The 23,516-nt window shown below is 75.4% G+C and carries 21 protein-coding genes; 6 read left to right on the top strand and 15 right to left on the bottom strand.

The window, feature by feature from the left end:
- Positions 1–131: 131 nt before the first annotated feature.
- From ACFC1F_RS14070 to ACFC1F_RS14045, 6 genes are all read right to left on the bottom strand, one after another.
- Entirely contained in the window at positions 132–254 is a 123-nt protein-coding gene (locus ACFC1F_RS14070) for a hypothetical protein (RefSeq protein ID WP_256463529.1), read from the bottom strand.
- Between the two features lie 4 nt (positions 255–258).
- Positions 259–1,818, bottom strand: coding sequence for a bifunctional lysylphosphatidylglycerol synthetase/lysine--tRNA ligase LysX (gene lysX / locus ACFC1F_RS14065; RefSeq protein ID WP_148644220.1), 1,560 nt, complete (start codon positions 1,816–1,818; stop codon positions 259–261).
- Positions 1,819–1,939: 121 nt separating this feature from the next.
- Positions 1,940–2,671, bottom strand: a complete 732-nt coding sequence (locus ACFC1F_RS14060) for a hypothetical protein (protein WP_376158127.1) — start codon at positions 2,669–2,671, stop codon at positions 1,940–1,942.
- 163 nt (positions 2,672–2,834) lie between these two features.
- Entirely contained in the window at positions 2,835–4,070 is a 1,236-nt protein-coding gene (locus tag ACFC1F_RS14055; protein WP_209413646.1) for an ABC transporter permease, read from the bottom strand.
- Complete coding sequence (locus ACFC1F_RS14050; RefSeq protein WP_376158123.1) at positions 4,067–4,762, bottom strand: ABC transporter ATP-binding protein; 696 nt, start codon at positions 4,760–4,762, stop codon at positions 4,067–4,069. The genes ACFC1F_RS14055 and ACFC1F_RS14050 overlap by 4 nt, the downstream gene beginning before the upstream one ends.
- Complete coding sequence (locus tag ACFC1F_RS14045; protein WP_376158120.1) at positions 4,759–6,501, bottom strand: peptidoglycan-binding protein; 1,743 nt, start codon at positions 6,499–6,501, stop codon at positions 4,759–4,761. The genes ACFC1F_RS14050 and ACFC1F_RS14045 overlap by 4 nt, the downstream gene beginning before the upstream one ends.
- Before the next feature lie 261 nt (positions 6,502–6,762).
- Between ACFC1F_RS14045 and ACFC1F_RS14040 the strand changes: the two genes are divergently transcribed.
- Together ACFC1F_RS14040 and ACFC1F_RS14035 are read left to right on the top strand one after the other, a co-directional pair.
- A complete protein-coding gene (locus ACFC1F_RS14040; RefSeq protein WP_376158117.1) occupies positions 6,763–7,317 on the top strand; it encodes a SigE family RNA polymerase sigma factor in 555 nt (184 codons plus the stop codon).
- 68 nt (positions 7,318–7,385) lie between these two features.
- A complete protein-coding gene (locus tag ACFC1F_RS14035; RefSeq protein WP_376158114.1) occupies positions 7,386–8,318 on the top strand; it encodes a hypothetical protein in 933 nt (310 codons plus the stop codon).
- 10 nt (positions 8,319–8,328) lie between these two features.
- On the opposite strand, the gene ACFC1F_RS14030 is transcribed toward ACFC1F_RS14035, so the two are convergent.
- The 8 genes from ACFC1F_RS14030 to ACFC1F_RS13995 form a co-directional block, all read right to left on the bottom strand.
- Positions 8,329–9,117 (bottom strand): type III pantothenate kinase, encoded by a 789-nt coding sequence (locus ACFC1F_RS14030; protein WP_148644227.1) that lies wholly within the window; start codon positions 9,115–9,117, stop codon positions 8,329–8,331.
- Between the two features lie 32 nt (positions 9,118–9,149).
- On the bottom strand, positions 9,150–10,118 hold the full coding sequence (gene nadC, locus ACFC1F_RS14025) for a carboxylating nicotinate-nucleotide diphosphorylase (protein ID WP_209413641.1): 969 nt from the start codon (positions 10,116–10,118) through the stop codon (positions 9,150–9,152).
- Between the two features lie 4 nt (positions 10,119–10,122).
- A complete protein-coding gene (locus tag ACFC1F_RS14020; RefSeq protein WP_376158111.1) occupies positions 10,123–11,796 on the bottom strand; it encodes an L-aspartate oxidase in 1,674 nt (557 codons plus the stop codon).
- Between the two features lie 17 nt (positions 11,797–11,813).
- Positions 11,814–12,263 carry an aspartate 1-decarboxylase gene (gene panD, locus ACFC1F_RS14015; protein ID WP_209413639.1) on the bottom strand — a complete coding sequence of 150 codons (450 nt, stop codon included), beginning with the start codon at positions 12,261–12,263 and terminating at the stop codon, positions 11,814–11,816.
- A gap of 192 nt (positions 12,264–12,455) precedes the next feature.
- Positions 12,456–13,379 carry a pantoate--beta-alanine ligase gene (gene panC / locus ACFC1F_RS14010; protein WP_376158108.1) on the bottom strand — a complete coding sequence of 308 codons (924 nt, stop codon included), beginning with the start codon at positions 13,377–13,379 and terminating at the stop codon, positions 12,456–12,458.
- Positions 13,380–13,383: 4 nt separating this feature from the next.
- Positions 13,384–14,343, bottom strand: a complete 960-nt coding sequence (locus ACFC1F_RS14005) for a Rossmann-like and DUF2520 domain-containing protein (protein ID WP_374106066.1) — start codon at positions 14,341–14,343, stop codon at positions 13,384–13,386.
- An 88-nt stretch (positions 14,344–14,431) separates the two neighbouring features.
- Positions 14,432–15,121 (bottom strand): response regulator transcription factor, encoded by a 690-nt coding sequence (locus ACFC1F_RS14000; RefSeq protein WP_209413636.1) that lies wholly within the window; start codon positions 15,119–15,121, stop codon positions 14,432–14,434.
- A gap of 48 nt (positions 15,122–15,169) precedes the next feature.
- Entirely contained in the window at positions 15,170–16,354 is a 1,185-nt protein-coding gene (locus tag ACFC1F_RS13995; protein ID WP_245205171.1) for a sensor histidine kinase, read from the bottom strand.
- 165 nt (positions 16,355–16,519) lie between these two features.
- Here ACFC1F_RS13995 and ACFC1F_RS13990 point away from each other — a divergent pair, with 165 nt between their 5' ends.
- Both ACFC1F_RS13990 and ACFC1F_RS13985 read left to right on the top strand, forming a co-directional pair.
- Positions 16,520–17,554: an SAM-dependent methyltransferase gene (locus tag ACFC1F_RS13990; protein WP_376158104.1), complete on the top strand. Its 1,035-nt coding sequence runs from the start codon at positions 16,520–16,522 to the stop codon at positions 17,552–17,554.
- On the top strand, positions 17,551–18,720 hold the full coding sequence (locus tag ACFC1F_RS13985) for an NADH-quinone oxidoreductase subunit D (RefSeq protein WP_148644236.1): 1,170 nt from the start codon (positions 17,551–17,553) through the stop codon (positions 18,718–18,720). Before ACFC1F_RS13990 ends, ACFC1F_RS13985 begins: the two co-directional genes overlap by 4 nt.
- 31 nt (positions 18,721–18,751) lie before the next feature.
- On the opposite strand, the gene ACFC1F_RS13980 is transcribed toward ACFC1F_RS13985, so the two are convergent.
- Positions 18,752–19,561: a hypothetical protein gene (locus ACFC1F_RS13980; RefSeq protein ID WP_209413807.1), complete on the bottom strand. Its 810-nt coding sequence runs from the start codon at positions 19,559–19,561 to the stop codon at positions 18,752–18,754.
- A gap of 257 nt (positions 19,562–19,818) precedes the next feature.
- On the opposite strand from ACFC1F_RS13980, the gene ACFC1F_RS13975 reads away from it, so the two are divergent.
- Together ACFC1F_RS13975 and ACFC1F_RS13970 are read left to right on the top strand one after the other, a co-directional pair.
- Positions 19,819–20,229 carry a hypothetical protein gene (locus tag ACFC1F_RS13975; RefSeq protein ID WP_209413633.1) on the top strand — a complete coding sequence of 137 codons (411 nt, stop codon included), beginning with the start codon at positions 19,819–19,821 and terminating at the stop codon, positions 20,227–20,229.
- Positions 20,230–20,425: 196 nt separating this feature from the next.
- Complete coding sequence (locus ACFC1F_RS13970) at positions 20,426–23,434, top strand: toxin glutamine deamidase domain-containing protein (RefSeq protein ID WP_376158101.1); 3,009 nt, start codon at positions 20,426–20,428, stop codon at positions 23,432–23,434.
- The last annotated feature ends 82 nt before the right edge of the window (positions 23,435–23,516 follow it).

Raw genomic sequence — 23,516 nt, 5'->3', positions numbered from 1 at the left:
AGAGCCACCATTAGGGCGGCCAGTTTTGGTAGGTACTGGGGAAACTCTTGGCAAGTCCCACCACCCCGGCCCGCCGCCCCCCCCGGGATTCGGGAAGGGCGGCGCGCCGGTGTTCGTGGGCGGCTGACGGGTCAGTCGACCAGGTCCTCCTTGGCCTTCTGGGCCCCGCCCTGGCTGCGGATGATGGCCCGCACCAGGAAGCCGAAGCCGATCGCCATGACCAGCGGCGGGACGATCGCGCTGACGTAGTCCATCAGGTCACTCCTCCTCGGTCTTCTCCGCCGCGGTGGCGGCGGACGCCTTGGGCTCCGGCTTGACCAGGGGGAAGAGCACGGTCTCCCGGATGTTCTTGCCGGTGAGCAGCATGATCAGGCGGTCCACCCCGAGGCCGAGGCCGCCGGTGGGCGGCATCGCGTACTCCAGGGCCCGCAGGAAGTCCTCGTCGACCTGCATCGCCTCGACGTCGCCGCCCGCCGCCAGCAGGGACTGCGCGGTCAGGCGGGCGCGCTGCTCGACCGGGTCGACCAGCTCGGAGTAGGCGGTGCCGATCTCGGTGCCGAAGATCACCAGGTCCCACTTCTCGGCCACGCCCGCGACCGAGCGGTGCTGGCGGGTCAGCGGGGAGACCTCGGTCGGGTAGTCCTTGATGAAGGTCGGCGCGACGGCGTTCTCCTCCAGCAGGCGCTCGACCATCTCCAGCACGATCTGGCCGTGGCCCCACTCCTTCTCGAAGGGGATGCCGTGCTCGGCGGCCAGCTTGCGCAGCTCCTCGACCGAGGTCTCCGGGGTGACCTCGGTGCCCAGGTGGGCGGAGATGCCGGGGTAGACGCTGACCTCGGCCCACGGCTCGGCCAGGTCGATCTCGTGCTCGACGCCGTGCGGGTCGAGGCCGCGGATCACCGTGGTGCCCAGCGCGTCGCGGGCGGCGTTGATGATCGTCGCCCGGATCAGCTCGGCCTGGGTGTCGTAGTCGCCGTAGGCCTCGTACGACTCCAGCGAGGTGAACTCGGGGTTGTGGGTGGAGTCGGCGCCCTCGTTGCGGAAGTTGCGGTTGATCTCGAAGACCTTCTCCGCGCCGCCGACCACCAGCCGCTTGAGGTACAGCTCGGGGGCGATCCGCATGAAGAGGTCGATGTCGTACGCGTTGATGTGCGTCTTGAACGGGCGCGCGTTGGCGCCGCCGTGCACCGGCTGGAGCATCGGGGTCTCGACCTCGATGTAGCCGCGCTCCTCGTAGGTGCGGCGGATCGAGCGGACCACCTTGGAGCGCAGGTGCAGGATCTCGCGGGCCTCGGGGTTGACGATCAGGTCGACGTACCGCTGGCGGACCCGGGCCTCCGGGTCGGTCAGGCCCTTGTGCTTGTCCGGCAGCGGGCGCAGGCACTTGGCGGTGAGCGCCCAGCTGTCCACCATCACCGACAGCTCGCCGCGGCGGGAGGTGATCACCTCGCCCTCGACGCCGACCTGGTCGCCGAGGTCGATGTCGGACTTCCAGGCGGCCAGCCGCTCCTCGCCCAGCTTGTCCAGGGAGAGCATCACCTGGAGGTCGCCGGAGCCGTCGCGCAGGGTGGCGAAGCAGAGCTTGCCGCCCGTCCGGGAGAGGATCACGCGGCCGGTGATGCCGGCCCGCTCGCCGGTCGCGGTGTCCGGCGCCAGGTCAGGGTGCTTGGCACGGAGGTCCGCGATGGTGCTGGTCCGGGGGAAGCCGACCGGGTACGGGTCGACGCCGGCCGCCCGGAGCCGGTCCAGCTTCTCGCGCCGGACGCGCATCTGCTCGGGAAGGTCGTCGGTCGCGGGGAGGGGGCTCTGATCGCTCACCCCACAAGGGTAGCCAGCCACACACCGTGCTCCGCCACGGGATATCCGCGCCGCCCGTCGCGGCACGCCGAAGGGGGGAGACCGCAGGCGTGCGGTCTCCCCCCTTCGCGGGCGGGCGCGGTCAGCCGGTGCCGGTGGCCAGCTCCAGTTCCTCCGTCTCGGCGGGGGCCTCGGGGCGGGCCGGGGGCTTGGGGCGGCGCCCGAAGAGCTCGGCCGGGGTGGGCATCCGGTGCGGGCGGGGCGCGGACGCGGGGGTGGCGGGCTGGTCGGCGCCGGCGTCGGTGCTGCTCATCGGGATCCGTCCTCCAACAGGGATGGGGAGACTGCTCGGGGGTGCGGCGGGGCTCGGTACGGCGACGAGGTGGCGGTGGCCGGTGGTGAGGGCGAGCCGCTCGCGGACGGCGGCCTCGGCGAGTGCGTGGCAGCGGCCGGCCAGTCGTGAGCGGCGGGACCGTTCGTGCTGGCCGCAGGGCTGGCGGGTCAGTCCGCGCAGTGCGGTGAGGTCCTCGGGGCCGGGGAGGTAGCCGTCGGTGACCGCCTCCTCCAGGCGTTCCAGGTAGCCGCCGGCGCTGCCGGGCAGCGCGGCCCGGTAGCGGCCGAGGTCGGCGAGCAGGAAGGCGCGCAACCGGCCGCCCTCCTGGACGGCCTCGTCGATCGCCTCGGTCAGGCGCAGGGCGTCCTGGACGTCCTCGGCCCACAACTCGGCGCCCGTGGCGGTGAACGGCAGCCCGCCGGGGGCCTGGAGGTGGGCGGGGACGGCAGGGTGCAGGGCTTGGGCGAGGGCGCGGCGCAGCACGCGGACTTCGTCGGCGCTGAAAGCCATGCCGCCGCGCGATCCGTGTGGCGTAGGCATGGGTTGACACTACGTGAGGAATATCCGATTTGTCGGTAACGTCGCGCCGATGCCCCACGTTCGGCCCGCCGAATGTCCCGCCGGGCGTACAGCGGGACATCCGGCGGGCTGTCCGTCCGGCGCCTGCGGTCGGTGCGGTCCTGGCGCCCCCCCGGGGGCGGCGTCAGCGCCGCAGCGCCTCCGCGGGCTGGATCCGGGCCGCGCGCCAGGCCGGGTAGACGCCGGCCAGCAGGCCGGTGGCGAGGCCGACGAGCGGCGCGGCGGCCACCGTCGCCGGCGCGACCACCGGGGTCCAGTCGCGGGCCAGGGCCACGCCGAGCACCGTGAGCACCCCGAGCGAGGTGCCGACCAGGCCGCCGACCAGCCCCAGCGAGGCCGACTCGGTGAGGAACTGGCCGGTGATGTGGCGGCCCTTGGCGCCCAGCGCCCGGCGCAGGCCGATCTCGCCGGTCCGCTCCAGGACGGCGACCAGGGTGGTGTTGGCGATCCCGACCGCGCCGATCACCAGGCAGATCCCGGCGAGCAGCAGGAAGAGCTGGTCGAGGTCGGAGGTGACGTTGGACCGCAGGGTGCGCGGGTCCGGGGGCGGTACCGGTTTGAAGTTCTCCGGGTGGGCCGGGTCCAGGGCGAGCGCGGCCTCGCCGGCGATCTGCTGGGCCGCGCCGATCCTGGTGGAGATGATCATCTTCGCCCGCTCCCGGTCGGGCGGGCCCCAGAGCCGCTCGGCGGCCCCGCGCGGCACGGTGACGGAGAGCAGCAGGTCGGCCTTGCGCCGGACGTCGCCGATGATCCCGATGACGGTGAACGGCTTGCCGTCCAGGAAGATCGCGGGCTGGGTTTCGAGCGTGGTGATCCCCAGCCGGGCCGCCGTCGCGGCGCCGAGCACGGCGACCTGCCGCCCGGTGTCGTCGTGCCAGGAGTCGAAGGTCCGGCCCTGGACCAGCTGCGGTTCGGCCGCCGCCAGGACGCCCGCCGAGGCGGCGACCACCGGCACCTGGTCCCCGCCGTTCTGCCGGCCGACCGGCGCGGCCCGGACGGCGCCGGTGGCCTGGCGCACCGGCCAGTAGACGCCGGCCGCCTCGACCCCGTTCAGCCGTTGGATGCGGGCGTCGGCGTCGGCGGGGAAGGAGAGCCGGGTCAGTTCCGGCCGCGGGCCGCCGGTGTCCTCCACGCTCACCTCGGTCGCGCTCAGCACGCTGAACCGGGAGTCGATCTGGGACGAGGTGGTGGCGGTCAGTCCGAGGACGGCGACGAAGGCGCCGACCCCGAGGACGGTGCCGAGGCCGGTCAGCGCCGAGCGGGCGGGCCGCTGGAGCACCCCGGCCAGGGCCTCGGAGAGCAGGTCGCGCAGCGGCAGCCGGGACGGCTCGACCACGTGGGCGCGGCGGCGTGGCCTCATGCCGTGGCCACCTCCCGCAGCACGCCGTCGCGGATCGCCACCGTCCGCCGGCCGCGGGCGGCCACCTGGGGGTCGTGGGTGATCAGCAGGACGGTCAGGCCCTCCGCGTGCAGCTCGTCCAGCAGGGCGAGGACGGACTCCGCGGTGGCGGTGTCCAGGTTGCCGGTCGGCTCGTCGCAGAGCAGCAGCGAGGGTTGTCCGACCAGCGCCCGGGCGATCGCGACCCGCTGCCGTTCGCCGCCCGAGAGGCGGGTCGGCAGGGCGTCCAGCCGGTGGCCGAGGCCCACCTGGACGAGGGCCGCGCGGGCCCGCTCCCGCCGTTCGGCGGCGCCCCGGCGGCCGGGGGCGGACGTGTAGAGCATGGCCAGGGCGACGTTCTCGGCCGCCGAGCGGTGCGGCAGCAGGTGGAAGGACTGGAAGACGAAGCCGATCCGGCGCCCGCGCAGCGCGGTGCGGTCGCCGTCGGGGAGCGCACCGGTGTCGATGCCGTCCAGCAGGTACCGGCCGGTGGTGGGGGTGTCCAGCAGGCCGGCGATGTTGAGGAAGGTGGACTTGCCGGAGCCGGACGGGCCGGTCACCGTGACGTACTCGCCCGGTTCGACGGCCAGGTCGCAGGGCTGGAGGGCGGTGACCGGGGGCGGCCCGGGGTAGGTCAGGCCGACCTGGCGGAACTCGATGACGGGGGCGCTCACGGGGCGCCCGCCCGGTCCGCGTCCTTCACGCCGACGATCACCTGGTCGCCGGGCCCGAGCGAGCCTTCGATCAGCGGCCGGACCTCCGCGCTGCCGCCGCCGACCGTGCCCGGGGTGACCTCGACCCGGCGGCGCTGTCCGTTCCCGTAGACCGTCACCACGGTCCTGCCGTCCGCCGTCGCGGAGACCGCCGACAGCGGGACGACCAGCACCGGGCCGGCCGAGGAGGCGGCCCGCACGGTGAGGCGGACGTCCTGGCCGGCCAGCTTCGGGTCGAGCGGGGCGTCCGGCTCGACCACCAGCTGGTAGCCGGCCGGGCCGCCGCCCTGGCCGGTGCCGCCACCCTGGTTGGTGCCACCGCCCTGCTGGCCGCTGCCGCCGGTGCCGCCGGTGCCGCTCTGCTGGGGGTCGCCGGGGGTGTCGGCGACCGCCGTCACCTTGCCGGCGGCCTTGGTCCCGGCCAGCTCGGAGAGGATCTCGACCTGCTGGCCCGGGTGGACCAGTCCCTTGTCGGAGACGGACAGCGAGCCCCTGACGACCAGCGCCCCGGCCGAGACCGTCAGCACCTTGCCGCTGACCTCGCCGCCGATCCGGCCGGTGACGGCGTCGACGCGGGCGGGGAAGCCGGAGAGGAAGAGCAGCTCCGCGGCCGGGACCATCGGGCCGGTGGCGGCCCTGACGTCGGCGGCCTTCCTCCGGAGCTTGGCGAGGTCCTCGCCGGCGCGGGTCACCTGCTTCTGGGCGGTGTCGACGGCGGTGCGGGCGGCGTCCGCCGGGTTCTCGCCGGCGGAGCCCGCGCCCCCGGTGGCGGACCCGGCGCCCGTGGAGCCCGCACCCGTGGAGCCCGCACCCGCGGTGCCCGGTGCGCCCCCGGCGGCGTCTCCCGCGGCAGCACCCGCAGAGGCACCCGCGGTGCCCCCCGGGGCGGCCGTCGCGGAGGGCTGGGCCGGGGCGGACTGCCGGGCCCGCTGGGCGGCCACCGCGTCGTCGTACCGCCTCTGGGCGGCCTTCAGCGCGTCCTTGGCGTCGGACAGTGCCCGTTCGCCGCCGGTCACCGCGTCCTGGGCGGCCGACACCTGGGCGTCGCCGTCCGGGGAGGCGGGCAGCGGGTCGTAGCCGCGCGCCGCGTAGAAGGCCTGCACGGCGGCCTTGGTCGCCGCGCCGTAGGCGCCTTCGGGGTCGTCGTCCGAGCCGAAGCCCAGTTCCTTCAGGGCTTGCCGGAGCTGCTTGACGTCCTGTCCGGTGGCCCCGGGCCTGAGGTCCCGGTAGACGGGGAGGTCGCCCTTGAGGGCGAACACCGGCCGCCCGGCCACCTCCAGCACCGACTGCCCGGCCTGGGCCTGGTCGCCGGCCTTCAGTGGCAGCTTGGTCACCACCGGCTTGGCACCGGCCCCGCCCGCTGCGCCGCCGGCCGGTGCCACGTCCACCGACTGGCCGGCGCTCACCAGCCCCCGGACCACCACCGAGTCGGTCAGCACCCGCTTCTCCACCGGTGCGGTCAGCACGTCCGCCGGCGGCGGCTTGCTCTCCGCCGCCGCCTGCGCGGGCGACTTGATCACCAGTGAGGCGGCCAGCCCGCCGCCGGAGAGGGTCACCGCGGCCGCCACCACGACCAGGAGCAGCCGCCTGCGCCGCCGCAGCCCGTGGCGCCCGGAACCGTCCTCCCATGGCTCCGGCCCGTCGCCCGGCCCGTCCCCGGCCGTTTTGACCGTCCCGGCCTTCCCCTCGAACTCCGTCACGCCCCCACCCTCGATCCGGCCCCCCGGGCCACGTTTCACGACTGGGTCAACCAGGCTTGTATACAACACCATTGACGGAAGATCAGATGGCCTGCCGTCCGGGAAGAGGAGCCGGGCCGCGGCCCCTGCCGCACCCCCGCCGACCCCCCGGCCGAACCCCCGTCGTCCCCGCGGACCCGTGCCCGGCGGACCTCTGTAACATCCCCGGGCCGCCGCCGGTCATTCAGGTGTAGGGGAAAACGACGCAGGGGAGCCCGGCAGATGGCACGAGAAGGTCAGCTTCGGACGGCAGGGGGCCGGGCCCGGGACGAGGACTTCCGGGCCTTCGCGGCGGCGCGCACCCCGAACCTGTACCGCACCGCCTGCCTCCTGACCGGCGGGGACACCCACCTGGCGGAGGACCTGGTCCAGGAGGCGCTCGGGCGGATCTACGTCCAGTGGCACCGCACCTCCTGGTTCACCCCGCGCGCCCGGATCGACAACCCGGCCGGGTACGCGCACACCGTGCTGGTGCGGGCCTTCCTCTCGCACCGCAGCCGCCGCAGCAGCGGCGAACAGCCCGTCGAGGCCGTCCCGGACGGCGCCGCCCGCGAGGGCGACCCGGCGCTGCGGCTGACCCTGGTCGACGCGCTCGCCAGGCTCGCGCCGCGCGACCGGGCGGTCCTCGTCCTGCGCTACTGGGAGGACCGCAGCGTCGAGGAGACCTCCGAGATCCTGCGCAGCAGTTCGGGTGCGGTCCGCACCCGGACGGTCCGGGCGCTCGGCCGGATCCGCGCGGTCCTCGGCGACAGTCTCGACGCGCTCGCCGAGCGCTGAGAGCCCGAGCCGGACCGATTCACACCCAACACTCGACACACTCGACCGACCTGGAACGGTGGTTCAGCATGCCCGCAGACCGGGACCTTCCCGACACCCAGTACGAGCAGGACTTCGCCGAGGCGATCAGCCGCGCGGGGGAGGTGTTCCACGCCGAGACCACCCCGCTGGTCGACTCCGGCTGGGCGTACGGCCGCCGGCTGCGCCGCCGCCGGCGGGCGTCGGTGCTGGCCGGAGCCGCCGCACTGGCGCTGATCGGGGTCGGCGGCGTGGCCGCGAGCGGCGCGGTGGGCGGCTCCGGCAAGGCCGGCCCGGCGTCCGCCGGGGATCCCTCGGCCGCACCGGTCTCCGGCCAGGAGTTCCTCGGCATGCTGACCGAGCTGCTGCCGGCCGGCACCATCGACATCGGCACGACCGGCGAGGCCCGGGGGACGGAGAGCGGCACGCCGCAGGCACGGTTCACCTACGACGACGGCCACGGCCAGGCCCAGATCCTGTTCTGGGTCACGCGCACCCCCGACGCCATGGTCCCGGCGCCGGGCTGCCCCGAGCCCCAGGTCCTGGCCGCGGGCGGCGACACCTGCACCGACACCACCCTCGCGGACGGCTCCCAGCTGATCGTCTACCAGGCGGGCACCCGGGCCGACGAGCCGGCGGGCAGCAAGACCTGGTCGGCGAAGCTGTACTCCAAGGCCGGCTACAGCCTGATGATCCAGGAGTGGAACCGCAAGCCGCTCGACCGGGGCACCCCGGTCACCCGTACCGCCCCGCCGCTGACCACGCAGCAGCTCTCCGCGGTGGCCACCGACTCGCGCTGGGCGGGGGTCGGCGCGGCGCTCCCGTCGCGGGTGCAGCCGCCGCGCGGGCCATCGAAGCCCACCGGCCCGGCCAAGCCGACCGGCCCGGCCATCCCGAGCGGCACCCCGGCCACGCCGACCGCCCCGGCCACGCCCCGGGACGGCAACCCGGCCGCCGCCGCGGCCGAGGCCGCCAAGCGGTGACGTCGGCGGCTCAGGCCGTCGGGCGGTTGCGCTCGTACACCAGGCGCAGGCCGATCAGCGTCAGCCAGGGCTCGTGCACGTCGATCGTGGCGGCCTCGCCGAGGACCAGCGGGGCCAGCCCGCCGGTGGCGATGACCTGGACGTCGTCCGGGTCCTTGGCGAGCTCCCGGGCCATCCGGTCGACCAGGCCGTCGACCTGGCCGGCGAAGCCGTAGAGGATGCCGGACTGCATGCCCTCGACGGTGTTCTTGCCGATCACGTTGCGCGGCCGGGCCAGCTCGATCTTGCGCAGCTGGGCACCGCGCGCGCCGAGCGCCTCCACCGAGATCTCGATGCCGGGGGCGATCGCCCCGCCGACGTAGTCGCCGCGGGCGTTGATCGCGTCGAAGGTGGTGGCGGTGCCGAAGTCGACCACGATGCACGGGCCGCCGTACAGGTGGTTGGCGGCCAGCGCGTTGACGATCCGGTCGGCGCCGACCTCCTTGGGGTGGTCCATCAGGACGTGCACGCCCGTCTTCACCCCGGGCTCCACGATGACCGCGGGGACGTCGCCGTAGTAACGGCGCGTCACCTCGCGGAACTCGTGGAGCACCGAGGGGACGGACGAACAGATCGCCAGGCCGTCCACCGCGGCCTCGTTGACCGCGGTGTGCGAGCCCATCAGCCCCTGGAGGAGCACCGCCAGCTCGTCGGCCGTGCGGCGCGGATCGGTGGAGATCCGCCAGTGCTCGGCCACTTCCTCGCCGTCGAACAGGCCGAGTGTGGTCTGGGTGTTGCCGACGTCGATGGTGAGCAGCATGGGTGCCTTCTGCGTGAGGGGCGATCAGGTGATCAGGCGCGCAGGTCGAGGCCGATGTCCAGGATCGGCGAGGAGTGCGTGAGCGCGCCCACGGCCAGGTAGTCGACACCAGTCTGGGCGACCTCGTGCGCGGTGGCCAGGGTCAGGCCGCCGGAAGCCTCCAGCCGGGCCCGGCCGGCCACCAGCGCGACGGCCTCCTTGAGCTGCGGGACGGTGAAGTTGTCCAGCAGGATCAGGTCGGCCCCGGCCTCCAGCACCGGCGGGATCTGCTCCAGGGTGTCCACCTCGACCTCGACCGGCAGGTCGGGGTAGGCGGCCTTGACGGCCCGGAACGCCTCGGCGACACCGCCGGCCGCGACCACGTGGTTGTCCTTGACCAGGGCCGCGTCGGAGAGCGCCATCCGGTGGTTGGCGCCGCCGCCGCAGCGGACCGCGTACTTCTGCAGCGCCCGCAGGCCCGGGGTGGTCTTGCGGGTGTCGCGGACCACCGCGCCGGTGCCCTCCAGGGCGTCCGCCCAGGCGCGGGTCGCGGTGGCGATGCCGGAGAGGTGGCAGAGCAGGTTGAGCGCGCTGCGCTCGGCCGTCAGCAGGTCGCGGGTGCGGCTGCGGACGGAGAGCAGCACCTGGCCGGCCTCGACCCGGTCGCCGTCCTGGACGTGCCGCTCGACCTCGAACTCCTCCTCGCAGACCAGCGAGACGACGGCCTCGGCGATCCGCAGGCCGGCGACCACGCCGGCCTCGCGGGCGGTGAAGTCGGCGGTGGCGACGGCGTCGGCCGGCACGGTGGCGACCGAGGTGACGTCCTCGCCGCCGGCCAGGTCCTCGGCCAGCGCCAGGGAGGCGATGTCCTCGACCTCGACCGGGTCCAGGCCGGCCTCCTCCAGCAGCTCGGCGAGCTGCGGGTCGAGGCCGGTCTCGTAGCCCTCGCCGTCCCCGCAGGCGCAGCCGTCGCCGCAGCCGCCCTGGGAGGCCAGGGGGAGTTCCTCGTGGGAGTGGGTCATGGTTCTACTGCTCCTCAGGGGTGCTGACAAGGTCGCCGGAGGCGGTGAGCGTGGTGATCAGGTGGCGCCGCCAGCCGGCGTCGTCGCGTTCGGGGAAGTCCTCGCGCCAGTGGCAGCCGCGGGTCTCGGCACGCTGTGCGGCGGCCTCGACCAGGGCGGTGGCGACCAGCAGGAGGTTGGCGGCCTCCCAGGTCTCCACCCGGGGGTCGGCCGGCTTCTCCTCGGCGGCGTGCGCGCAGGCCTGCCCGGCGAGCTCGGCGAGGCCGGCCGCGGTGCCCGCCATCGACGCGGCCGAGCGCAGCACGCCGGCGCCGCGCGACATCAGCCGCTGGATCTCGGCCCGCGCCTCGGGCGCGGGCAGCGGCACCGCGTGCGCGGCGCGGGCGGCCGCGACGTCCACCGACCGCTCGGGCAGCCGGCCCGCACGGTGCAGGTCGGTCAGGTCGGCGGCGATCCGCTCGGCGAAGACCAGGCCTTCGAGGAGCGAGTTGGACGCCAGCCGGTTGGCGCCGTGCACGCCGGTGCAGGCCACCTCGCCGCAGGCGTAGAGGCCCGGGACGTTGGTGCGGCCGCGCAGGTCGGTGCGGATGCCGCCGGAGGCGTAGTGCGCGGCCGGGGCGACCGGGATCGGCTCGGTGACCGGGTCGATGCCGTGCGCGCGGCAGGAGGCGAGGATGGTCGGGAACCGCTGCTCCCACATCGCGGCGCCGAAGTGCCGCCCGTCGAGGTACATGTGCTCGGCGCCCTGGAGCTGCATCTGCCGGGTGATCGCCTTGGCGACGATGTCGCGCGGGGCGAGCTCGGCCAGCTCGTGCTGCCCGAGCATGAAGCGGGTGCCGGCGGCGTCGACCAGGTGGGCGCCCTCGCCGCGGACCGCCTCGGAGACCAGCGGCTGCTGGCCCTGGGCCTCCGGGCCGAGCCAGAGCACGGTCGGGTGGAACTGCACGAACTCCAGGTCGGTGACCTCGGCGCCGGCCCGCAGCGCCAGTGCCACGCCGTCGCCGGTGGAGACCGCCGGGTTGGTGGTGGCCGAGAAGACCTGGCCCATGCCGCCGGTGGCGAGCACCACCGCGCGGGCCCGGATGGCGCCGACGCCGTCGCGCTGGCCCTCGCCCATCACGTGCAGGGTCAGGCCGGCCGCATGGCCGTCGGCGTCGGTCAGCAGGTCGAGGACGAGGGCGTGCTCGATCAGTTCCAGGCCGGGGTCGCTGCGGACGGCCGTGACCAGTGCGCGCGATATCTCGGCGCCGGTGGCGTCCCCGCCCGCGTGCGCGATCCGGCGCCGGTGGTGGCCGCCCTCGCGGGTGAGCAGGATCTCGCCGGCCTCGTCGCGGTCGAACGCGGCGCCGGTGGCGATCAGCCGGCGGACGGCGTCGGGGCCCTCGGTGACGAGGGTGCGCACGGCCTCCTCGTCGCAGAGCCCGGCGCCCGCCACCAGGGTGTCGTCGAGGTGCTGCTCGGGGGTGTCGCCCTCGCCCAGGGCGGCGGCGATGCCGCCCTGGGCCCAGCGGGTGGAGCCGTCGTCGAGCATCGCCTTGGTGACCACCACGGCCCGCAGGCCGGCCTTGCGGACGTTGAGGGCGACGGTGAGGCCGGCCACGCCGGAGCCGACCACGACGACGTCGGTGGTGGTCGTCCAGCCGGGGGCGGGGGCGGCGAGGCGGTGCGTGACGGACATGGCGTTCAGTGGCTCCTTCAGCGCGCGGCGGTCGGGGCCGCGTCGTTGCCGTCACCGTACGCCTTGTCACCGCGGAGCAGCCCGGTGCCCTCCCCGGCCTCGGCGGGGTCGCCGCCCATGCCGGTGATCCGGTTGGCGGCGTCCACGAAGACGACCTTCGGCTCGTAGCCCTTGGCCTCGGCGGTGTCCATCTGCCCGTAGGCGATGAGTATGACGAGGTCGCCCGGGTGGACGAGGCGGGCGGCGGCGCCGTTGATGCCGATCACGCCGGAGCCGCGCGGGCCGGCGATGGTGTACGTCTCCAGCCGGGCGCCGTTGTTGATGTCGACGATGTGGACCAGCTCGCCGGGGAGCAGGTCGGCGGCGTCGAGCAGGTCCTCGTCCACCGTGACGGAGCCGACGTAGTGCAGGTCGGCCTGGGTCACGGTGGCCCGGTGGATCTTGGACTTGAGCATGGTGCGGAGCATGGGGTCACGCCTCCTGTGAGTGCATGCCTAGTGGTGCTTCGGATACCGGATACAGCGGCGGACGGTTCTGGGCCTGCTGCCCGTCCCGTCCGGCGGACGGTTCAGGGCGTGCTGCCCGTCCCGCCCGGCGGACGATTCTGTGCTTGTCGCTCGTCCGCCTAGCGGCAGATTCTGCGCTTGTCGGTCATCCGCCTAGCGGCAGATGACGTGGACGTTGTCGATCAGGCGGGTCGAGCCCACCTTCGCGGCGACGGCCAGCACCGCCTCGCCCTGGAAGTCGTCCGCGGCCTCGGTGAAGTCGTGCGGGTCGATCAGGGCGAGGTAGTCGAGGGTGACGCCTTCGGCGCCGCCTTCCTCGATCGAGGAGGCGATGACGGCCGCGGCGGCCTCGCGCACGGCCTTCGGGCCCTGCGCGGCCGCGTCGCGGCCGGCGAAGAGCGCCTTGGAGAGGGCGAGCGCGCGCACGCGGTCCTCGTCGGAGAGGTAGCGGTTGCGGGAGGAGAGCGCCAGGCCGTCCTCCTCGCGGATCGTCGGCACGCCCACGATCTCGACGTCGAAGTCGAGGTCGGCCACCATCCGCTGGATGATCGCCAGCTGCTGGGCGTCCTTCTCGCCGAAGAAGGCGAAGTCCGGGTCGGTGATGTGCAGCAGCTTGGCGACCACGGTCAGCACGCCGTCGAAGTGGCCCGGGCGGGTGGCGCCCTCGTAGCGCTCGCCCATCGGGCCGGCCGCCAGGCGCACCTGGGGCTCGCCGTTCGGGTAGACCTCGTCGACCGACGGCGCGAAGACCACGTCGGCGCCGTTCTCCTCGGCGAGGCGCACGTCCTCGTCCAGGGTGCGCGGGTAGCGCTCCAGGTCCTCGCCGGCGCCGAACTGCAGCGGGTTGACGAAGACGGTGACGGCGACCCGGCCTTCCCGGCCGACCTGCTTGCGGGCGGCGCGGATCAGCGCGGCGTGGCCCTCGTGCAGCGCGCCCATGGTCATCACGACCGCGTTGTCCACCGGCTGCTCGTCCGGCCAGAAGGCCGCCTCGAAGTCGGCGACGGTGTGCGTGACGACGGCCCGGTGGACCTTGGGTGCCCGCTGGGCCTTGCCCGGCTGCTTGCCGCGTGCCATGTGGTCAGCTCTCCTCGTTCAGTACGTCCAGCAGCGCCGCCGCCGACGCTTCGTCGATCGTCCCGTGCGCGAGTGCCCGCTGGGCGGTGGCGCGGGCCATCGCCCGGTAGGCGGCCGGGATGTCCGGGGACACCGTACTGAGCTGCGCCAGGTGGCGCCGAACGGTGCCGGTGTCGCCCCGGGCGACCGGGCCGGTCAGGGCCGCGTCGCCGGAGCGCAGGCTGTTGTCCAGGGCGGCGCCGAGCAGTGGGCCGAGCAGTCGGCCGGGCTCGGCGACCCCGGCGGTGCGCAGCAGCTCCAGCGCCTGCGCGACCAGGGTGACCAGGTGGTTGGCGCCGTGCGCGAGGGCCGTGTGGTAGAGCGGGCGGACGCCCTCCGGCACCCACTCGGGCTCGCCGCCCATCTCCACCACCAGCGCCTCGGCGACCGGGCGCAGCTCGTCCGGGGCGGTCACCCCGAACGGGCAGCCGGCGAGGCGGGCCAGGTCGACGGAGGTGCCGGTGAAGGTCATCGCGGGGTGCAGCGCCAGCGGCAGCGCCCCGGCCCGGGTGGCGGGCTCCAGGACGGCGACGCCGTGCGCGCCCGAGGTGTGCACGACCAGCTGGCCGGGCCGGATCGAACCGGTCGAGGCGAGGCCGGCCACCAGGTCGGCCAGCGCGTCGTCGGGGACGGTGAGCAGCACCAGGTCGGCGGCGGCGAGCACCTGCGGCGGGGTGACGATCCGCACGCCCGGCAGCAGCGCGTCGGCGCGGCGGCGGGAGGCGGCGGAGACCCCGGAGGCGGCGACCACCCGGTGGCCGGCGAGCTGGAGGGCGGCGCCGAGCGCGGGGCCGACCCGGCCGGTGCCGACCACGCCGACGGCGAGCCGCGCGGGGCGGTTGCCGGGGTCGGCGGGGTCGCCGAAACCGTCGGCGAGCGGGGCGAAGTCGGCCGGGGTGAAGTCGGCACTGTCGGACGTACTCACGGCTCGGCCCTGGTCCTCACTCTCCGTTCCGGTCCTCTTCGGGTACCGGACGCACCGGCCCATTCTACGGGGGCGGCCCCGGGCGGATTCAATCAGTGGCGCCGGCCCGGACCAGGCCCGCCTCGTAGGCCAGGACGACGGCCTGGACCCGGTCGCGCAGGCCGAGCTTGGCCAGGATCCGGCCGACGTGGGTCTTCACGGTGGCCTCGGAGAGCACCAGCCGGGCGGCGATCTCGCCGTTCGACAGGCCCTGGGCGACCAGCAGGAAGACCTCGCGCTCGCGCTCGGTGAGCGGGCCGAGGGTGTCCGGGCCCGCTGCGCTGGCCGGGGTGGGCAGCACCTCGGCGAAGCGGTCGATCATGCGGCGGGTGGTGGTCGGCGCGACCACCGCGTCACCGCCGTGCACCGCGCGGATCGCGGCCACCAGCTCGGTCGGCGGCACGTCCTTGAGCAGGAAGCCGCTGGCCCCGGCCTTGAGCGCGGCGAAGGCGTACTCGTCGAGGTCGAAGGTGGTGAGGATGAGGACGTGCGGGGCGTCCGGCAGCGGGCTGCCGTCCTCGGCGAGGCAGATCCGCCGGGTGGCCTGCACGCCGTCCAGCCGGGGCATCCGGACGTCCATCAGGATCACGTCCACCTGTGTCTGCTTCAGCTTCTCCAGGGCCTGCGCGCCGTCGCCGGCCTCGGCGGCGATCTCGATGTCGCCCTGCGACTGCAGGATCATCCGGAAGCCCGTGCGCAGCAGCTCCTGGTCGTCGACGAGCATCACGCGGATGGTCAAGGTGGCTCCTAGGTTGGTGGCGGCGACGAGGTCGGCGGGGTGGCCGGGTCAGTGTGCCGTCTTGAGGGGCAGGACGGCACGGATCCGGAAGCCGCCGCCGGGGCGTGGCCCGACGTCGAGGCTTCCGCTGACCATGCCGACGCGCTCGCGCATGCCGATCAGGCCGTGGCCCTGGCCGTCGATGCCGCCGGTGGCCAGTTGCTCGTCGGTGGAGCCGCGGCCGTCGTCCTCGACCAGGACGGCCAGCTCGCGCTCGCCGAAGTCGACCGAGACCCGGGCGTGGACGTCGGGGCCGCCGTGCTTGCGGACGTTGGTCAGCGCCTCCTGGACGATCCGGTAGACGGTCAGCTCGACGCCGCGCGGCAGCTCGCGCGGGTTGCCCGAGGTGGCGAAGTCCACCTGGAGGCCGGCCGTGCGGACCTGGTCCAGCAGCTCGGGCAGCTCCTCGACGCCGGGCTGCGGCACGTACTCCTCGGCGGTGTCGGCGGTGCGCAGCACGCCCAGCAGGCGGCGCATCTCGACCAGCGCCTGGCGGCCGGTGGAGGCGATCGTGCCGAGCGCCTCCTTGGCCTGCTGGGGCGAGTTGTCCAGGACGTAGGCGGCGCCGTCGGCCTGGACGATCATGACGGAGACGTTGTGCGCGACCACGTCGTGCAGCTCGCGCGCGATCCGCGCCCGCTCGGCGGCGACCGCCACCTTGGCCTGGGCGTCCCGTTCGCGCTCCAGCCGGGCGGCGCGGTCCTCCAGCTCGACCAGGTAGGCGCGGCGCACCCGGGTGAGCCGGCCCCACGCCCAGCAGAGGATGAACGGGGTCGACATCAGGGCGGAGACCAGCAGGAACTCGGCCGTGCTGCGGTGCTGCCCGTGCCAGACGCCGTCGTCGTCCGTGTAGCCGGACGGGAAGCGCCCGAGGACCAGCGGCCCCGCCAGCAGTCCGCCGGCCAGGCTGAGCCGCGACGTCCAGACCGCTCCGAAGGCGGCGCCGGTGTAGGCGAAGACCAGGTAGCCGATGCTGGAGGCGCCCACCGGCACGCCGAGCGCGACCTGGAGCAGCCCGACCGCGCCGGCGACGCCGACGGTCAGGTTCGGGAACCGGCGGCGGAACACCATCAGCAGCGGGATGACGACCGCGATGGCGTAGTAGACGCCGAGCTTCCAGCCCGTGGCGTTGGTGCTGTCGGGCAGGAGGCCGAGGAAGAGCACCAGCGACGCCCAGGCGGAGTCGACCACCATGGGGTGACGGCGGAGCCAGGCGTTGAGTCGATGCACGTCTCAAGCGTAGGCAGTCGCACAGTGTGCCCAGGTCCGCCGGGAGGGCGATCCGTCCTACTCCCTAGGTCGGAGAAGCCCGGCCTCCGGTTGGGAGGGTGCGTCCGGATCCCGGTAGCGTCCCGGCACATGACGTGGATGCGGTGGCGGGCCGCCATGGAACAGGCCCTGTACGACCCGGACGGCGGCTTCTACCGCAGGCCGGAGGGCCCGGCGGGGCACTTCCGCACCTCCGTGCACGCCTCCCCGCTGTTCGCCCGTGCGGTGGCCCGGCTCCTGCTGGAGGTGGACGCGGCCCTCGGCCGTCCGGAGGAGCTGGCCTTCGTGGACGTCGGGGCGGGCCGCGGCGAGCTGCTGACCGGCGTGCTGGCCGAGCTGCCGGACGCGGTGCTCGCGCGGCTGCGGCCGTACGGCGTGGAGATCGCCGACCGGCCGGACGGCCTGCCGCCCACAGCCCTGTGGACGGACGAGGTGCCGCGCGGGGTCAGCGGGCTGCTGTTCGCCAACGAGTGGCTGGACAACGTGCCGCTGGACTCCGGCGAGGTGGACGAGGACGGGGTGCTGCGCTACGCCGAGGTGGACACCGCGACCGGCACCGAGCGGACGGGCGGGCCGGCGGACGCGGCGGACGCCGCCTGGGCCGACCGCTGGTGGCCGGTCGACCACCCGGGGGACTTCGTGGAGTTCGGCGGGCCCCGGGACGCGGCCTGGGCCCACGCCGTCGCCGGGCTGGAGCGCGGCCTGGCCGTCGCCGTCGACTACGGGCACACCGCCGGGCGGCGCCCGCTGTTCGCCACCCTGACCGGCTTCCGGGCCGGCCGCGAGGTGCCGCCGGTGCCCGACGGCTCCTGCGACGTCACCGCGCACGTGGCGCTGGACGCGGTGGCGGTGCCCGGTCTCCACAGCCTGTGGACGACGCAGCGCGACGCCCTGCGGGCGCTCGGCGTCAGCGGCGCCCGCCCGTCGCTCGCCCTGGCCTCCATCGACCCGGTGGCCTACCTGCGGGCGCTCGGCGGCGCCGGCGAGGGTGCCGAGCTGACCGACCCCGCGGGCCTGGGCTCGTTCGGCTGGCTCGCGCAGGCCGTCCGCATGCCACTGCCCGAGATCCTGAAGGGGCCGGAGAGCTTGGAGATGATGCCGGGATGGCAGACTCTGGGGTCATGAGGGAGACCACGGTCGGCATCGGGGCGGGAGCCGAGAACTTCACGGGCGAGGCGGGCACCACCGACATGGTGCTCAACATCGGCCCGCAGCACCCCGCGACCCACGGCGTACTGCGCCTGAAGCTGGTGCTGGACGGCGAGCGGATCGTGTCCGCCGAGCCGGTGATCGGCTACATGCACCGCGGCGCGGAGAAGCTCTTCGAGGCGCGCGACTACCGGCAGATCATCATGCTGGCCAACCGGCACGACTGGCTCTCCGCCTTCTCCAACGAGCTGGGCGTGGTGCTGGGCGTCGAGCGGATGCTCGGCATGGAGGTGCCCGAGCGCGCGGTCTGGATCCGCACCCTGCTCGCCGAGCTGAACCGGGTGCTCAACCACCTGATGTTCCTCGGCTCCTACCCGCTGGAGCTGGGCGGGATCACCCCGATCTTCCACGCGTTCTCCGGCCGCGAGGACCTCCAGCACGTGCTGGAGGAGGCCTCCGGCGGCCGGATGCACTACATGTTCAACCGGGTCGGCGGCCTCAAGGAGGACCTCCCGGCCGGCTGGCTCGGCCGGGTCCGCGCCGCGGTCGCCGTCGTCCGCTCCCAGCTGCCGGTCTTCGAGGACCTCGTCCTCGGCAACGAGATCTTCCGCGCCCGCACCGCCGGCGTCGGCGTGCTCAGCAGGGCGCACGCCGAGGCGTACGGCGTCAGCGGGCCGATCGCGCGCGCCAGCGGGCTCGACTTCGACCTGCGCCGCGACGAGCCCTACCTCGCGTACGGCTCGGACGAGCTGCGCTCGGTGCTGACCGTGGTCACCCGCGAGGAGGGCGACTGCCTGGCCCGCTTCGAGTGCCTGCTGGAGCAGACCGTCAACGCGCTGGACCTCGCCGACGCCTGCCTCGACAAGCTGGCCACGCTGGCGCCCGGCCCGGTCAACCTGCGGCTGCCCAAGGTGCTCAAGGCCCCCGAGGGCAGCACCTACGCCTGGACGGAGAACCCGCTCGGCGTCAACGGCTACTACCTGGTGTCCCGCGGCGACAAGACGCCGTGGCGGCTCAAGCTCCGCTCGGCGTCCTTCAACAACATCCAGGCGCTGACCGAGCTGCTGCCCGGCACCCTGGTCGCCGACATGGTGGCGATCCTGGGCTCGATGTTCTTCGTCGTCGGGGACATCGACAAGTAGGGCCCGGTCGCCCGGGCCCCGCCTGCGCCGTCTACTTCTGCTTCTTCTTCGGCCTGGCCGGATCGGCCGGGTGCGGGGCCACCTTGCGGTCGCCCCTGGTGGCGATCCGCTGCTCGCAGAGGCCGGTCAGCACCTCGTACGCGGCCCGGCCCATCAGCTCGGTGAGCTCGGGGCGGTAGCTGACGTAGACCGGGTCGGCGCCGGTGTGCGCCTCCGGGCTGCCGGTGCACCACCAGTGCAGTTCGTGGCCGCCCGGACCCCAGCCGCGGCGGTCGTACTCGCCGATGGTGACCTGGAGGTAGCGGGTGTCGTCCGGGCGGTCGATCCAGTCGTAGGTGCGGCGCACCGGGAGCTGCCAGCAGACGTCGGGCTTGGTCTCCAGCGGCTCCCGGCCCTCCTTGAGGGCGAGCGCGTGCAGGGCGCAGCCGGCGCCGCCCGCGAAGCCCGGGCTGTTGACGAAGATGCAGGCGCCGTTGACCCGGCGGGTCTGCCGGTCGCCGTCCTCGTCGAGCATGGTGATGCCGTCGTCGGCCTTGATCCGCCCCTTGGCGTCGGTGCCGTGCGCGAAGTTCTCCCAGATCTCGGGCGTCAGCCGGGCGGCGTGGCCGGCCACGCGCTGCTCGTCGTCCTCGTCCGAGTAGTGCGCGCCGAGCGTGCAGCAGCCGTCCGACTCGCCGCGGCCCTCGCGGATGCCGTGGCACCCCTGGCCGAAGATGCACGACCAGCGGGAGGTCAGCCAGGTGAGGTCGCAGCGGAAGACCTGCTCCTCGTCGTCGGGGTCGGTGAACTCGACCCAGGCGCGCGGGAAGTCGAGCGGGACCTCGGTACGCAGGGTGGGCATCGCGAGGTCGACCGCGGTCGACCCGGTCTTGGACTTCTTCTTGGACGTGTCTGCTGCTGCCACCCGGCAAGGGTAGAGCCTCGGCGGCGGTGGGAATCGCTCGTGACGTGGGCGTTCACGGCGATTTCACCGCGTGACGGCCCGGGCGCCGGGCGCCGGTGGGCGTGAAGGCGGGGTGAAGAGGTCCCCGGCGGCCTGCGGACCCGCCCGGCGGCGGCCCTAGGATGGCGGCCGGTCCGCTACGGGGAGGTACGGGGATGGCCAGCGGCAGCAGCACCGGTGCGGGCGGAGGCGGCAGGTTCGTCATCAAGCCGTGGGAACTGCACGGCGAGGGGCGGGAGTTCGAGAAGATCTCGCAGGACTTCGGGAAGGCCGCCACCGCTCTGGAGCAGTCGCTCGCCGCGCTCGGCAGCCCGTGGGGGCTGGACAAGCCGGGCAGCGGGTTCGCCGCCGTCTACAAGGACGCGCACGGGGGCCTGCTCGGCGGGCTGCGCGGGCTGGCCGGCCGGCTCGGCCAGGTCGGCTCGGGGCTGCACTCCATGGCCGAGCGGACCGCGGACGCCGACACCTCGGCCGCGACGGGCTTCGGCGGTGCGGCGGCGCCGGGCGGGAGGCCGGGCGCAACCCCGGCGGGCGGAAAGACCGTCCCCAAGGACATGTCGGCCTGACACCGGGCCCGTCCGTGCCGTGCCGCCGCCCTCGGCGGACGGCCCGCGACGGCCCGCACACCACGGCCCGCACGGCGCGGGCTCCGCGGCTCCCGGAGCCCGCGGTTCCCGAGGCCCGCGGTGCCCGAAGCCCGCACGTCGACGTCCGCACCGTCCGGTCCGCGCGTCGAATTCCGCACGTCGAAGGGGGAGGCACGTGTCCCGGAAGCTGCCCGAGGAGCTGGCACCGGTCCTGGCCAGGACCGGTCACCAGTGGCCGCAGGCCGACGAGGACGGGCTGCGCAAGGCGGCCGGGCTCTGGCGCGATTTCGGCATCGAGGCCGAGCGTCTCGGCAAGCGCGGCGGGGACTCCGCCAAGCGGGTCGCCGGGGACAACTCCGGCCGCGCGGTCGAGGCCTTCGAGGCGTACTGGCAGGCGTTCAGCGGGAGCGGCAAGGGGCACCTGGACGACGCCCACTCCGCCACCGGCCTGGTCGCCGGCGCCTTCGACCAGGCCGCCCGGGCCGTCGACAGCTGCAAGGGCGACATCGTCGCCACCCTCACCGAGCTGGCCGCCGAGCTGAAGAAGGCCGAGGAGCAGGCGGCGGCGGCCCAGCAGGCCGCCGCCGAGGTCGCCGCCGCCACCGCGACCGCCAAGGACGGCGGCGCCGCTCCGGGCGGCGTCTTCGGCGGGCTCCAGCAGGGCGTCAACGCCCTGGCGGGCAAGGTGCAGAACGCCGCCACCGAGAAGGTCGCCGAGGTGGCGGCGGCGGTCGCCGTCGAGGCCGCGAAGCTGAAGATCGGCGGGCTGCTGGACGAGCTCGGCCGGGCCATGAAGGAGGGGTTGAGCGGCACGCTCAAGGAGCCCGCCGTGGTCGCCCTGCTGCGCCTCGACCCGGCCGTGGGCCCCGGTGGCGTCCGCCCGGCCTCGTACACCACCGGCCCCGGCGGCGCCTTCGACCCGGTGGCGGCTGGCCTGCCGGTGGCGCTCGGCGAGCCCGGTGTCCTCGGCGCGGGCGGCGCCGGGCTGACGGTGCTGACCGGCAGCGACGGCAAGCCCGTGATCGGCGAGGACGGCAAGCCGGTGGTCGGCGTGCCGGGCCTCTCGGTGAAGGTGGACGGCACGGGCAAGCCGGTGCTGGACGAGCACGGCAACCCGGTCATCGTCCGGGCCGACGGCACTCCGGTGGCCGACCCCGGCGGCCTGCTCGTCGTCCAGGGCGCGGACGGCAGGCCGGTGGTCGGGGTGGAGGACCTCACCGTGAAGCTCGACGAGCACGGGCGGCCGGTGCTCGGCAAGGACGGCCGGCCGGTGCTGACCGACAAGGACGGCAAGGAGGTCGTCGTACCGCTCTCCGACCTCGCGGCGGCCGGCCGCGGGAACGGCCACGGGCCGGACGGCAGGCCGGGCGGCCCGCTCGCGGACGGGCCGGGCGCCGTGCTGCCGGGCACCCCTGGCACCCCGGGCGCCCCCGCGGCACCCGGGGCGCCGGGGGCCGGGCCGGACGACGTGGTGGCCATGGCCGGCGTGGACAGCGGCGGGCACGGCAGGGGCGCCGCCGCGGCGGGCTCCGACGGCCCGGGCGGCTCCGGCGGTCCCGGCGCGGACGCGTCCGGCGCCGACGGCGGCCGGGCCCCCGTGCGGACCGGCCCGGTGACCGGTGGCGGCGACCGGACCCCGCCGCCCGCCCAGGCGGACGGCCCGGCACGGCCGACCGCCCCGGCGCACCACGGCGGCGGGAGCGGCGGCGGCCCGTCCGACGGGGACTACACCCTGGCGCCGGCCGCCCCGGCGCCGGCCGCGGCCGCCGGCGGCGGTGCGCCGGTCACCGTGCGGACGGACTCGGTGCTCGCCCCGCCCGCGCCCCCGGCACCCGCCTCGTACCCGCCGTACACGCCGGGGCCGGACGCGCCGTCGGGCGGGGGCTCCGCCCACGGCGGCCCGTACGGCGGCAGCTCCTACACCGGCCCGTTCAACGTGCCGGTCGGGGCCGGGCCGGCCGGCCCGGCCCCGTTCACCGGCGGGGGACCGTTCGCCGGCGGTCCGGCCGCCCCGGGCGGCTACGGCGTCGGCTCCCCGGCGGCCGGGCACGGCCCGGCGCCGTTCGGCGGCGGCGTCGGCGCGGGTGCGCCCGCGGGTGGCGTCCACCCGGGCACGCCGGTCACGCCAGGAGCGGCGGGAGCGGCCGGCCCGGCCGGCCTGGTGGGCGTCCCGGTCGGCGCGGGCACCCCGGTGCCCGGTGCGTCCGGCGCGTCCGGCACCGCGGCGCCCGGACAGCACGCCGTCGCCGAGGGCCGCCCCGGCGCCGGTGGCGGCCCGCGCGCCGCCACCGGCGCCCCGCACCCCGTCACCGCCCCCGGCCCGCTGATCGTCCCGCCGTCCCCGGCCGCCCCGCCGGTCGTCGGCCCCGGCACCGCACGCCCCGAGTTCCACCCGGACGACCACCGGCGCCGCCCCGACGGCTCCCCGGCCGAGGGCGGGACCGGGCTCGCCTGGGCCGCCGTCCCGGTCGCCACCGCCCATGCGATGGCCCTCCAGCTCGCCCTGCGCGCGCGGCGCGGCTCCGGCCCGGAGGAGCACGTGGTCCGGCTGCGGACCATCGCCGACAGCCGCCCGTACGGACTGCCCGGCGGCCTCGCCCCGGTCGACCCCGAGCACCAGCGCGAGATCGAGCGCCGCGCGCCCCGCGACGCCGACGGCCTGCCACTGCGCCACCCCGACCCGGCGGCCGGCGGCTGGGCCGAGGTCGTCAACGACGGCGGCCACCGCGGGCCCGGCCGGGCCAACAACAGCCTGGAGATCGCCCTCTCCGCCGTCGACACCTTCACCGGCCGCCCGACCTGCGCCGCCCCGCGCATCCCCACCGAGGGCGACGCCGGCGAGCGCGGCGGCCGCGACCGCGCCGAACGCGAACTCGGCGCACCCTTCCGCGACCTCGGCGACGGCACGACGGCCGTCGGCCGGCTGGCCGACGAACTGCGTCGGGCCGGCCACGGCTCCCAGGCCGTCCTGCTGACGCTGGACGGTTTCGGCCGCCCGCACGCCTGGAACGCCGTCAACCACAAGGACACCGTGACCTACCTCGACCACCAGGTCGGCCGCCAGGGCCCCGCCCCCCTGCACGACTGCGCCCACGGTCTGTGGGCGATCGCCCTCGACCCCGACGGCCGCCCCCTCGACCTCGCCGCCCGCCGACCCGACCTCACCGCGGCCGCGGCCTCGTGACGTTCCGTCCGCCCGCCCCCCGGCGCCGCCCGCAGCCGGAACCTGGGCGGCCGCGCCGGGAGCGGCGCGTGCGATCCTGGCG

It is taken from the genome of Kitasatospora sp. NPDC056181, assembly GCF_042266225.1.
Lineage (GTDB): Bacteria > Actinomycetota > Actinomycetes > Streptomycetales > Streptomycetaceae > Kitasatospora.
The sequence above is the reverse complement of the archived record's forward strand: the minus strand, read 5'-3'. Positions and strand labels throughout refer to the sequence as shown.